At 63.1% G+C, this 9771-nt stretch carries 18 protein-coding genes and 1 pseudogene; 5 read left to right on the top strand and 14 right to left on the bottom strand.

Annotated elements, in window-relative coordinates; genetic code table 11:
* Window positions 1-3 precede the first annotated feature (3 nt).
* From ssuC to BCR55_RS00180, 5 genes are all read left to right on the top strand, one after another.
* The gene (ssuC, locus tag BCR55_RS00200; RefSeq protein ID WP_006400191.1) at window positions 4-813 is read left to right on the top strand and encodes an aliphatic sulfonate ABC transporter permease SsuC; all 810 of its coding nucleotides are present in this window, start codon (window positions 4-6) and stop codon (window positions 811-813) included.
* The gene (locus BCR55_RS00195) at window positions 810-1772 is read left to right on the top strand and encodes an ATP-binding cassette domain-containing protein (RefSeq protein ID WP_006400190.1); all 963 of its coding nucleotides are present in this window, start codon (window positions 810-812) and stop codon (window positions 1770-1772) included. The genes ssuC and BCR55_RS00195 overlap by 4 nt, the downstream gene beginning before the upstream one ends.
* A gap of 55 nt (window positions 1773-1827) precedes the next feature.
* Window positions 1828-2043: a molybdopterin-binding protein gene (locus BCR55_RS00190; RefSeq protein WP_006400187.1), complete on the top strand. Its 216-nt coding sequence runs from the start codon at window positions 1828-1830 to the stop codon at window positions 2041-2043.
* A 139-nt stretch (window positions 2044-2182) separates the two neighbouring features.
* Window positions 2183-2380, top strand: a complete 198-nt coding sequence (locus BCR55_RS00185; protein WP_006400183.1) for a hypothetical protein — start codon at window positions 2183-2185, stop codon at window positions 2378-2380.
* A 54-nt stretch (window positions 2381-2434) separates the two neighbouring features.
* Window positions 2435-2689 (top strand): hypothetical protein, encoded by a 255-nt coding sequence (locus BCR55_RS00180; RefSeq protein WP_006400182.1) that lies wholly within the window; start codon window positions 2435-2437, stop codon window positions 2687-2689.
* 215 nt (window positions 2690-2904) lie between these two features.
* Here the strand turns inward: BCR55_RS00180 and BCR55_RS00175 are convergent, their stop codons facing one another.
* The 14 genes and pseudogenes from BCR55_RS00175 to BCR55_RS00120 all read right to left on the bottom strand — a co-directional run bounded on the left by BCR55_RS00175 (window position 2905) and on the right by BCR55_RS00120 (window position 9767).
* Complete coding sequence (locus tag BCR55_RS00175) at window positions 2905-3171, bottom strand: pyocin activator PrtN family protein (protein ID WP_065494000.1); 267 nt, start codon at window positions 3169-3171, stop codon at window positions 2905-2907.
* Window positions 3168-3500, bottom strand: coding sequence for a DNA-binding protein (locus BCR55_RS00170; RefSeq protein WP_065493999.1), 333 nt, complete (start codon window positions 3498-3500; stop codon window positions 3168-3170). Before BCR55_RS00170 ends, BCR55_RS00175 begins: the two co-directional genes overlap by 4 nt.
* Window positions 3497-3727, bottom strand: coding sequence for a Lar family restriction alleviation protein (locus BCR55_RS33850; protein ID WP_175403806.1), 231 nt, complete (start codon window positions 3725-3727; stop codon window positions 3497-3499). Before BCR55_RS33850 ends, BCR55_RS00170 begins: the two co-directional genes overlap by 4 nt.
* Window positions 3724-4137, bottom strand: a complete 414-nt coding sequence (locus BCR55_RS33315; protein WP_254661814.1) for a hypothetical protein — start codon at window positions 4135-4137, stop codon at window positions 3724-3726. The genes BCR55_RS33850 and BCR55_RS33315 overlap by 4 nt, the downstream gene beginning before the upstream one ends.
* The gene (locus BCR55_RS32915; protein WP_175403805.1) at window positions 4134-4274 is read right to left on the bottom strand and encodes a hypothetical protein; all 141 of its coding nucleotides are present in this window, start codon (window positions 4272-4274) and stop codon (window positions 4134-4136) included. The genes BCR55_RS33315 and BCR55_RS32915 overlap by 4 nt, the downstream gene beginning before the upstream one ends.
* Window positions 4271-4627 (bottom strand): hypothetical protein, encoded by a 357-nt coding sequence (locus BCR55_RS00160; RefSeq protein WP_065493998.1) that lies wholly within the window; start codon window positions 4625-4627, stop codon window positions 4271-4273. The genes BCR55_RS32915 and BCR55_RS00160 overlap by 4 nt, the downstream gene beginning before the upstream one ends.
* Window positions 4620-4877 carry a hypothetical protein gene (locus BCR55_RS00155; RefSeq protein WP_060098638.1) on the bottom strand — a complete coding sequence of 86 codons (258 nt, stop codon included), beginning with the start codon at window positions 4875-4877 and terminating at the stop codon, window positions 4620-4622. The genes BCR55_RS00160 and BCR55_RS00155 overlap by 8 nt, the downstream gene beginning before the upstream one ends.
* A 99-nt stretch (window positions 4878-4976) precedes the next feature.
* Window positions 4977-5243 carry a hypothetical protein gene (locus BCR55_RS00150; protein ID WP_060098636.1) on the bottom strand — a complete coding sequence of 89 codons (267 nt, stop codon included), beginning with the start codon at window positions 5241-5243 and terminating at the stop codon, window positions 4977-4979.
* Window positions 5240-5632 (bottom strand): hypothetical protein, encoded by a 393-nt coding sequence (locus BCR55_RS00145; protein ID WP_065493997.1) that lies wholly within the window; start codon window positions 5630-5632, stop codon window positions 5240-5242. Before BCR55_RS00145 ends, BCR55_RS00150 begins: the two co-directional genes overlap by 4 nt.
* A gap of 15 nt (window positions 5633-5647) precedes the next feature.
* Window positions 5648-5818: pseudogene (locus BCR55_RS33845) on the bottom strand (XRE family transcriptional regulator); the annotation flags it as partial.
* An 866-nt stretch (window positions 5819-6684) separates the two neighbouring features.
* Window positions 6685-7077: a hypothetical protein gene (locus BCR55_RS00135; protein ID WP_065493996.1), complete on the bottom strand. Its 393-nt coding sequence runs from the start codon at window positions 7075-7077 to the stop codon at window positions 6685-6687.
* A gap of 13 nt (window positions 7078-7090) precedes the next feature.
* On the bottom strand, window positions 7091-7372 hold the full coding sequence (locus BCR55_RS00130) for a hypothetical protein (protein ID WP_065493995.1): 282 nt from the start codon (window positions 7370-7372) through the stop codon (window positions 7091-7093).
* A gap of 10 nt (window positions 7373-7382) precedes the next feature.
* Window positions 7383-8657 (bottom strand): DNA cytosine methyltransferase, encoded by a 1275-nt coding sequence (locus BCR55_RS00125; protein ID WP_065493994.1) that lies wholly within the window; start codon window positions 8655-8657, stop codon window positions 7383-7385.
* Between the two features lie 57 nt (window positions 8658-8714).
* Window positions 8715-9767 (bottom strand): recombinase RecT, encoded by a 1053-nt coding sequence (locus BCR55_RS00120; protein ID WP_065493993.1) that lies wholly within the window; start codon window positions 9765-9767, stop codon window positions 8715-8717.
* Window positions 9768-9771 lie beyond the last annotated feature (4 nt).

Below are 9771 nucleotides of genomic sequence, written 5' to 3'. Positions count from 1 at the left end.
GCAATGACGACGACAACGTCGACGACCGGCGGCGCCGCCGCCCGTGCGTGGCGCGGTATCGCGCCGTGGCTCGTGCCGCTCGCGCTGCTGGTCGCGTGGGAGATCGGTACGCGCACGGGCTGGCTGTCCACGCGCGTGCTGCCGGAGCCCGTCGCGGTCGTGCGGGCCGCGTGGTCGCTCGTGACATCGGGCGAGATGTGGGCGAACGTCAAGGTCAGCACATGGCGTGCGCTGCTCGGCTTTGCGGTCGGCGGCGGCGTCGGCCTTGCGCTCGGGCTGGCGACCGGACTGTCGAAGGCCGCGGAGGTCGCGCTCGACTCGACGATCCAGATGATCCGCAATATTCCGGCGCTCGCGATGATTCCGCTCGTGATCCTGTGGTTCGGGATCGACGAGAAGGCGAAGCTGTTCCTCGTCGCGCTGGGCGTGTTCTTTCCCGTCTACATCAATACGTATCACGGCATCCGCTCGGTCGACGCGAGCCTGATCGAGATGGCGAAGAGCTACGGCGTGCGCGGCTTCGCGCTCTACCGGCACGTGATTTTGCCGGGCGCGCTGCCGTCGATCCTCGTCGGCGTGCGTTTTGCGCTCGGGCTGATGTGGGTGATGCTGATCGTCGCGGAAACGATCTCCGCGCAGTCGGGCATCGGCTACATGACGATGAACGCACGCGAATTCCTGCAAACCGACGTCGTGGTGGTGGGCATCCTGCTGTACGCGGTGCTCGGCAAGCTGGCCGACGTGCTGGCGAAATGGCTCGAGCGCGTGACGCTGCGCTGGCACCCCGCCTATCAATCAGGAGCGAAGGCATGAATGCGACCACTTCGGCGGCCGTCTACGGGCCGCTGGCCGGCGCCGATCTCGAGGCCGAACTCGCGCAGACGCGCGTCGAGGACGACGCAGCGCGCGACGCGGCGATCGTGGAGCGCGACGGCGGCGCAGCCGTTGTGCCGCTTGCGCGGCGCCGCGCCGGCGATGCGGCGTCCGACGATGCGGTGACGCTGAGCGGCGTCAGCAAGCGTTTCGGCACGCGCACGGTGCTCGACGACGTCGATCTGCGGATCGCGCGCGGCAGCTTCGTCGCGATCGTCGGGCGCAGCGGCTGCGGGAAATCGACGCTGCTGCGGCTCGTCGCCGGCCTCGAGCAGCCGAGCGACGGCACGCTCGCGACGCGCGGTGCCGCCGGCGGCGCGCTCGATACGCGAATCATGTATCAGGACGCGCGGCTGCTGCCGTGGAAGACCGTGCTGCAGAACGTGATGCTCGGCCTCGGCCGCCGCGCGCGCGACGACGCGCGTGCGGTGCTCGCCGAAGTCGGCCTGCTCGAGCGCGCGGACGACTGGCCCGCGCAGCTGTCGGGTGGCCAGCGTCAGCGCGTCGCGCTTGCGCGTGCGCTCGTGCATCGTCCGGAGTTGCTGCTGCTGGACGAGCCGCTCGGCGCGCTCGACGCGCTGACGCGCATCGAGATGCATGCGCTGATCGAGCGGCTGTGGCGCGAGCATCGGTTCACCGCGCTGCTGGTCACGCACGACGTGCAGGAAGCCGTCGCGCTCGGCGACCGCATCCTGCTGATCGAGCAGGGGCGTGTCGCGCTCGACCAGCCCGTGCCGCTCGAGCGGCCGCGCGCGCGGGCGTCGGCGGCGTTCGCCGCGCTCGAGGACCGCGTGCTGCAGCGCGTGCTCGGCGGGCGCACGGAGGAGGTGCGCGACGGCGACGCGAACGTCCACGCGAGCGGCGGGCGATCCGTCGCACGGATCCGCTGGGCCGTTTAATCCGCGGGCGGCACCGGCGCCCGTTTCCCGACTTTTTTTCGGAGCGATCAACCCGATGAGCATTACTGCAATCAACGTGCGCAACCAGTTCAAAGGCAAGGTGAAGGAGATCATTCGCGGCCCCGTCGTGTCCGAGGTCGACGTGGAGACGCCGTTCGGCATCGTCACGTCCGTCATCACGACGCGTTCGGTCGACGAACTCGAACTGAAGGTGGGCGCCGAAGTCGTCGCGCTCGTGAAATCGACCGAGGTATCGATCGCGCGGCTGTGAGCGGCGGCACGCGTCGGGCGGCGATGCCGCCTGGCGCCGTGCGGTGCACTCGAGGGGTGCGTTTCGTCGGCCGATCGGCCGGTGTTCGACGTCCGGGCGAAGTGCTAGGATGGAGCGACATCGATGCCGGAGGCCGCGCATGACGCCCATTCTTTCTCCCGAAGCCATCGAGGCGCTGAAGTGGATCGACCGGTTCGGCGAAAGCCGGCCAGTGCCCGCTGCGTTCGACGACGTCGTCTACGCGTTGCTGAACGAGGGGCTGATCTATCAGGCCGCGGCGGGCCGCGTCGACCTGACCGCCGACGGCAAATCCGTTTTGTCGGACAAATACGACTGACCTGACGGCGCGGGCCGCGCCGGCGGCGTCGCGCCGTGCACGACGGAGCGTGCGATGGAACCGACAGGCAGCGATCTCGGCGACTACAGCGAGCCTTATCGCGGCTTCGAGATCGAGGTGAAGACCGAGCAGGTGTGGGACGGCGAGCATGTCCACTATCGCGTGCTGGAGCGCGGCGAGGTGCGCATCGACTGGCGGCTCGTCAAGGTCGACGGGATTCTGCTGACCGAGCGGCGCGTGATCGAACGCGTGCTCGACGAAGCGCGGCGCGCGGTCGACGCGGAACTCGGCGACGCGAGCGCGCGTTAGCGGCGCCGGCAAGGCGTGCGCCGGTTGCGGTAAAATGCCCGGTTGTTCCCGCGCCGCCTGTTGCCCCGATTCCATGTCCGCTTCGTCTTCGCTTCCTCCCCGCCGCGTTTCCGTCGCGCCCATGCTCGACTGGACCGGGTAAAGAAGCGGCAGCCTTGGCTAGCAAGGCTGCGCAGGGGGATGCGGAATGCCGTGTAGCACTCGCGTAGGACCGGTCAGCATTGACCGCAGAGTTGATCGCACTCTTTGACGGCTGCGGCCCGCCGGGCGTCGATCCACTTTGCAAGGTCGTCGACGTGCACGCCCTTGGCTGATTTCAGCGAACCTTCCATGCGCACGAGCGGGAGGGCTATCTCGCCGGCGTTGACCTTTCGGACGAACTGCGGAACGGTCAGATGCGAAAAATAGTCCCGGCAGACACACTCGACAGGAATAACGGCCGTTGCGCCGTACTGCGCCATCAGGATGAAGACGGTATTCATTTTCCCCTCGTGGTCATGGCGAGCTCGACGCGGCGGCTGATCTCGCGATCGTAGCCGGCGAGCGTGGATTGCAGGTTGGGTGCGAGACGCGGCCCGGCGGCCGGCATGTCGAGTGGCGCGCGCGGCATCGCAGCCGGCGTCACCTCGTACGCCGTGTCCGTGCGCACGCGCCGATCGATCCGGATGCGACCGGCGTAGAACAGCGTGTCGAGGAAGCACTGGACGAACGCGGTCGACGTCCCAAGCTTCGTCGCGATCTGACTGGCTGTGTGTGTTCCGGTGAGCAGGACTTCGTAGACGGCGGTGCCGTTGATGCGGCGGCTGGTCATTTCTGTTCTCCCTCACTAGCAGGGGCGCGGCGGTTCCAACGTTCGATAGCCGCTTCCGGCGATGCACTAGGGCGCTGCTCGATAGCGCATGTGCCGCCGAGATTGATTGTGTTCCGGCAAACTACGCCCCACCATTGACGCGTCCCGTGGATAAAGTCTGTGGTGCTACGCGCGCGCTCAAGAGATACAGAGCCGCCGCAAAACGGACAAGGCTTCAGTTCGCTCACGATTCCTCCTGGCGTTGGGAGAGGGCGGCCTGCTTTTCAAGCAAGTCCTGCGCGCGATCGATGTTGTGCTCGCACTGGCTGCATGAACTCCAGTAATCCGGCCTCTCGGGCTTCTGCTTCGACACGTCTTGAACGAACGCAGCAGCGGCTTCCAGCTCGGCTCGGAGTTGTTCTCTCTCACGTTCTGCGGCTTCAAAAGCGTCAATGAGTTTGAGGATTTTTGCAGGACTGACGGATACCAGATACTCGACCATATCGTCGTAATGAATCGGCTCCGGCATATGCCCGATGCTCGACTGGCAGCACGCGATAGTGTCCCCATCGGGAAGGCAAACGGAATCTCCGCCCTCATACCATTCAACGCCGCCGACTTTCAGGGCCAGCGCTTTCATCTTGTCGGTGTCGATCATTTCGCTTCCTTTTCAACGCTGACGCGACATTTGCCAGCATTGGAAATGCAGTTGTGGAAATCGATGACATCAATCGAACTGAGCACGGCCAGAATGATGTAGATCGCCCCGACGATCTCGAAGATTTTTCTGATCACGACTTCTCTCCCTGATCGCTAGTGGGGGCGGTCTTGAGGGTGCGGATGGCAGCGGCATATTCCTCGCCCCGACATGCAGACGCCTCCCACTCTGAAACGTAATCTTCGTCAGGCCGCAAGTTCGGATTGGCATCCCAAACTGCTTCATTCTTACGAAGCGCTTCTCGCTCCATTTCGCACACCTTCGCGCATTCCTCGATGATGGCGTCCCTGTCGGGAGTGGTGCGGCGGGCGGCTTGCCAACCGGCCCACATCATCTGATATTCGCGTTGCGCATAACCCCCTGCAGATGGGCTGCGACGCTGTTCCACAGGAATGCCGAAGTGGGATTCGAACATCTCGCGCTCATCCATAGTGCTTCTCCTTGAGCCCGCGCCAAGACTTGGCCTGCGATGCGGCGAGGAAAACGCTCTGCTCAGCAGACTTAATATCTGATTGCATCAAGCCCCATCGTTGACCGTCCCATCGAGCAAATCCATATTCGATATGAGACGTGCCAAACCGATCCGTGACGACCTCCATGCACGCCGGGTAGACGCCGATATGAACCGGCTTCACATCGGCTGGAAACCACTCCGTCAGCATGTCATCGGTGATCTTCATGATCGGCCCCTTAAGCGTCGTTGAACAAACCGATGCACACCACACAATCACCAGCATCAGTGAACCAGCGCTTGCAACAACAGACTGAGCAGTAGCGGGTCATGATTTGCTCCGGTTAATGGCGTAGACGATGCGGCGATTGCTCGGTAAGCGTTCGGCGTAATACTCAGCCGTTACATCGGCGTACGAGCTTGTTTCCTCGATCCATACCTGATAGATCGGCTTCCCGCAAACCCTCTCCAGAACGGCGGCTTCGTAGTCAGCGACGAACGCCTCCACATGACGCGGCAGAAGATCGTATGGATTGGCGATGTGCTTGGAGTACAGCGCTTTGACTTCCTCGCGCGACAGAATCGGCTCTTTCATGATGCTTCTCCTGCGCGGGCGGCGAGAAGGGTGCGCAATTGCTTTACGGCTGTATATGCGTATCGGTTACTGACGTTTTCTTCCAACCAGCGTGCGGCATATTCAATTGCTTCGCGCTGCGCGTGCGTCAGACCCTCCCAAGCGGATGCCTGCGCTCCATGCGTCTCAGTGACGGGTTCAACTCGTTCGATCTGCTCGACGATGACGACCTCGGGCCGATACATTTCAAGTGCCTCAGTCCAATCAGCCTGCGTCAGGTTCTTTTCTTCTTGGCCGCCAGTCCATTCGACTTGCAGGCCGAGCGCGCGGCACATGATTTCGATTTCGCCGCAGAGGGCAGACTTACCCACGCCAACGCGACCCGAAACGGTGATGGTGACTTTGTTCATGCCTTACCCCTTATCCGATTGAGCGTCTGCCTGCGCGGGAGGCTGCGGGGCGGCTGCGATTCCTCTCGCCCATACGATGGAATCTTTCCATCCCGCATCGATCGCTTCCTCCATGGCGCGGCACATCTCAAAAGTCGGTGCGACAGGCACAAGCTTCCATCCGGCCGGGGCCGGCATCGGTTCCGCCGCCTGCGCGGGTGCATGAGAAAGTGCGTTGATGGGCGCGCAAGCAATGATCCGGCCGCCGACCTGACGCTGTTTGTTGATCGCATCAAGTTCGTTCACGAATGATTGAGCCCATACCTTGTCGGAAACATTGGGCGTCCATTCGACCAGCCAAGCGCACGGTTCGGCCGCCTGCGCGGGGGTGATCACGCCGAGCGCGATCGAATATTTCTCAGCCAGTCGCGCGCCTGGTGCGCCGGCATGCTCGATCATGTCGCGCTTCTTCGCGTCGGAGATGCAGTCGCGCGGATCGTCGATGCTCATCCATGCGACAGGCGCCCCTTCCGCCCCCGTCTCGTTGGCAGAGGAGGCGCGCGCTGCTTGCCATCCTGCGCAGAACACATCGAACGGCGGCATCGATTGCCATGCTCCTTTCAGCGATTCGAACGCCGCCCGCTCGTCCGCCGGCGAGGGTGCGGGTGCAGCTTCGGTCGGGATCGCTGTCGATCCGTCGATGAAGATCGCGCCTTCTTCCGGATATTCGGTGCACCAGCAATACATCCCCTTGCCGGTGTGGCCTTCGCCGTACTGGATCGTCACTTCGCTTTCGAGCTGATCGGCATCGCGATCCGGCGCAATGAAGTCGAGTGCTTCAAGTAACTGCGCTCCCGACAGCGTGAGCGAGTCACCGCTGTACGTGATGGTCTCGTTGACGCTCGGCGCGTCGATCGGCTCTGCTGCGGGCTGCGAAACGGGGGCAGTGAACGCTTCCCACAATTCGTTTGCCGTCTCGTGTTCCCAGTTGATGTTGAGCACATTCACGGCGGTTTCCAGCGCTTTCCGCTGGGCCTCGGTCAGCACATCAGCGCGGCTCTTGTCGGTGGTGTTCATTCCCGGCCCTCCATGTCTGCCGCCGTGATCGTGTGCTCGCGCACGTTGATGACGCTGTAGAACGTCGGCTTCGCATGTTTCTCGATCCAGCCAGCAATCAGTGCGTCCAACTCGGCCTTGGCTTCCGGCGCGATGTCCGGATAGCCGTCGGCAGCTTCCCCGACTTCGTCATACGCCCGCTCGCCGATCATGTCGATAATGTCGTCTGCGTCGCACAGGTGCTTGGTCGGAATCGGTGCAACGTCGCCGTAGTACACAACATCGCCGACCGTGAGTTCATCGTGCATATCGAGCAGTTCGCAGAGGTCATCGCATGAGAAGTACTCGTTATCCTTACTCCACGTGACGCGCACTTCGGGAGTCGAGTTGGTGTCGTTTTTGGTCGTCATGGTGGGCCTCGAGTCAGGATGGCTTGCGGATTTCGACCGCGCACGGGTTGTTCTTCACGTCGTACAAAGCGGCTTCGAGCCAACCCCTGACCCACTCGTCGCCGGCCACGCTTCGAATCAGTTGGTAGGCGCAAAGCAGGGATGCCGACAGGTACGTGACCTTTTCCGAATCGGTCATCGTGGCGATGCCGTTGCGCGTGTAGTCGTCCAGCACGATTCGCATCATGCGCATGTCCTCGGCCTTCTCGGCGTCGCTGTAGGACGCATCAATGCGGTTGGATGGTTGGTCGTTCATGGTGGTTTCCTCAGTTGGTGAGCGATTCGACGAGCTCAATACGCTTGCCGATCCAGTGCATGACAGGAACCGCCATGCTGTTGCCGAGCGCCTTGTAGCGCGGGCCGTCTGCGGCGGGCTTGCCGCGAACGTTGATGAGCGTGTAGTCGTCAGGGAATCCTTGTAGGCGCTCGCATTCCCGCGGCGTCAGACGGCGAACAGCCGAACCGGTGAGTGCATGAAGCTTGTCGCCTCCGCCCTGACTCGCGCGAAGCGCGGTTGCAATATCTCCCGAGAGTTCGGCCGTTCCGCCGCCTTCGCGCCCGCGAATGTTCACAGCCACGGCCAGATGACCGCCGCCGTTCTGATGCGAATTCGCGTGCCCCATGCTGCGCATCGTCGACGCAATCTCGCCTACACCGAATCCGTTCTGTCCGGAAGCCTTGCAGTCGAAGGCAATCGCTTGGACCTCGGCGCGCGCCTCCAGCGTGTAGGCGATTCGCTCCTGAACGCCGATACCATCCGGTCCACACTCGACGTTCTCGCGCAGCGCGCCAGCCTGGATCGCATACGGCACCGGAATAAGCGGCGTACCTCGCCCGGTTCCATCCTCGCTCGCGTCAAAACCTTCGCCGCGAAGGGCGTGAGCTATCAAGCCGCCATCGCACTCGAAGTCGGTTCCGAGTCCGCCACCGCCTTTAGTGCGTGCGCTAAGGGTCGGGGCAACTCCTTGCCTCGGTTCCCGGCGCGGCGCAGGATGCCCGAGCAGGCTTTCGCGCTCAAAAAGTACCGCTGCGGCACGTCGCCAGTCTCCAAGATGTCCGACAACGAACACACGGCGGCGTCGCTGGGGAATTCCAAAGAACTGAGCGTCAAGAACCCGGTAGGCGAACCCATACCCGAGTTCTGCCAGCCCTCCGAGGAAGGTTCCAAAGTCCCGGCCGCGGTTCGACGACAGGACGCCGGGGACGTTTTCCCATACCAGCCAGCGGGGAGCGTAGCGTTCAGCAATGGCAAGATAGGTGAGCATGAGGTTGCCACGCGGATCAGCCAGTCCCTTTCGGAGTCCGGCGACGCTGAAGCTTTGGCAGGGAGTTCCGCCGACGAGAAGATCGATAGCTGCATCGGGCCATTCCTTAAATTTGGTCATGTCGCCGAGGTTCGGCACGGTCGGGTAGTGGTGCGCGAGGACCGCACTCGGGAACGGCTCGATCTCGCTGACGAACTCCGTTTTCCATCCGAGCGGATGCCAGGCGCAGCTCGCCGCTTCGATACCGCTGCACACCGATCCAAAACGAAGGTCCATCGCTTCCTCTACAGATAAAGCCTCAATGGCGCGCGACGGGTGCCGCGCGGTGCCCCGTTACGCATTGAGCAGCACTTCGCGGCGATCCTGATACGCCTGCTCAAGCTTCACGTACTCGGTCTGCGGGAGATCACGAGCGCTGTCCAGCACGAGGGCGAGCACTTCCTCGTCCTTCGCGTTTCGGATCTGGCTGAGCAGGTCGTCATAGGACGGCAGGGTCATGTCGCGTTGCTGCTGGCGCTGATCTGTCAGGCCGGACGGCGGATCGATCTCGCCGTCGTCGTCCGGCTCGTCGTCGGTCGGCGTGATGTAGTCGCCATCGAGCACGGTGTCGAGAGCTTGCGAGCGGCCGGATGCGCCGACATCATCGAGTGCAGCCGCGCTCGCAAGCTCGATGCTCACCGGGAGGTACTTGAACAGGCGGCGCAGCACGGTCTTGCGGCCCATCTCCTCGTAGTGCTGGCCCCAGACCGTCTTTTCCTTGTCGCGCGCGAACTTGTAGTTCTGGCTGGCATCGCGAATCTCGTTGACCTGCTCGGCGCTCATCACTTCGAACGCATGGCCGCCGCCGACCAGCTTCGCGACGGCATAGAAAGCGATCACGCGGCCGCGCGCGGACATGGCCGGCTTGTGCTCCAGCTTTTCGTTGAGGCCGAACGCGTAGTCGAAGTGGTCGTGCTCGTACACTGCATGCGCGGCGATACTGACGACCTGGCCGGAACGGCGCGCGAGATCGATGAGGCCCTTGTAGCCGATGACGATCTGCGTCTCGACCTTTTCCGTCACCCATTCACCGCCTACCTTCTTTTTCTTTTCGAACGGGATCAGGTAGGCGTGGCCGAGCGGCGTATTCGGTTCGAGGCCGAGCTGCGAGCACTGCACGACAGCGCCCATCAGTGATTCGACCGTGCACTCCATCAGCTTCGGCGTCGTGCGCAGCGCGCCGAGCGCGATCTTCAGCATGCGATCCGGGCTGACGTGGCTCGGCAGCACCGCGGCGAGCGTTGCCTTTTGCGACTCGAAGAACTGCTTCACGCTGCCGATACCGGCATCGCGCGCGACCATCTTGGAGGTCTGCTTGAGTTTGGCGATGTTGGTGGTTTGACCCATGGTT

The sequence above is a fragment of the Burkholderia sp. CCA53 genome (genome assembly GCF_001685525.1).
Taxonomy (GTDB): Bacteria; Pseudomonadota; Gammaproteobacteria; order Burkholderiales; family Burkholderiaceae; genus Burkholderia; species Burkholderia multivorans.
Note: the sequence above shows the minus strand (reverse complement) of the source record. Positions and strands in the feature narration are given on the sequence as shown.

Coding starts and splice junctions, on each gene's coding strand:
- ssuC (WP_006400191.1), top strand. CDS start 4: ATGACGACGACAACGTCGACGACCGGCGGCGCCGCCGCCCGTGCGTGG.
- BCR55_RS00195 (WP_006400190.1), top strand. CDS start 810: ATGAATGCGACCACTTCGGCGGCCGTCTACGGGCCGCTGGCCGGCGCC.
- BCR55_RS00190 (WP_006400187.1), top strand. CDS start 1,828: ATGAGCATTACTGCAATCAACGTGCGCAACCAGTTCAAAGGCAAGGTG.
- BCR55_RS00185 (WP_006400183.1), top strand. CDS start 2,183: ATGACGCCCATTCTTTCTCCCGAAGCCATCGAGGCGCTGAAGTGGATC.
- BCR55_RS00180 (WP_006400182.1), top strand. CDS start 2,435: ATGGAACCGACAGGCAGCGATCTCGGCGACTACAGCGAGCCTTATCGC.
- BCR55_RS00175 (WP_065494000.1), bottom strand. CDS start 3,171: ATGAATACCGTCTTCATCCTGATGGCGCAGTACGGCGCAACGGCCGTT.
- BCR55_RS00170 (WP_065493999.1), bottom strand. CDS start 3,500: ATGACCAGCCGCCGCATCAACGGCACCGCCGTCTACGAAGTCCTGCTC.
- BCR55_RS33315 (WP_254661814.1), bottom strand. CDS start 4,137: ATGATCGACACCGACAAGATGAAAGCGCTGGCCCTGAAAGTCGGCGGC.
- BCR55_RS00160 (WP_065493998.1), bottom strand. CDS start 4,627: ATGGATGAGCGCGAGATGTTCGAATCCCACTTCGGCATTCCTGTGGAA.
- BCR55_RS00155 (WP_060098638.1), bottom strand. CDS start 4,877: ATGAAGATCACCGATGACATGCTGACGGAGTGGTTTCCAGCCGATGTG.
- BCR55_RS00150 (WP_060098636.1), bottom strand. CDS start 5,243: ATGAAAGAGCCGATTCTGTCGCGCGAGGAAGTCAAAGCGCTGTACTCC.
- BCR55_RS00145 (WP_065493997.1), bottom strand. CDS start 5,632: ATGAACAAAGTCACCATCACCGTTTCGGGTCGCGTTGGCGTGGGTAAG.
- BCR55_RS00135 (WP_065493996.1), bottom strand. CDS start 7,077: ATGACGACCAAAAACGACACCAACTCGACTCCCGAAGTGCGCGTCACG.
- BCR55_RS00130 (WP_065493995.1), bottom strand. CDS start 7,372: ATGAACGACCAACCATCCAACCGCATTGATGCGTCCTACAGCGACGCC.
- BCR55_RS00125 (WP_065493994.1), bottom strand. CDS start 8,657: ATGGACCTTCGTTTTGGATCGGTGTGCAGCGGTATCGAAGCGGCGAGC.
- BCR55_RS00120 (WP_065493993.1), bottom strand. CDS start 9,767: ATGGGTCAAACCACCAACATCGCCAAACTCAAGCAGACCTCCAAGATG.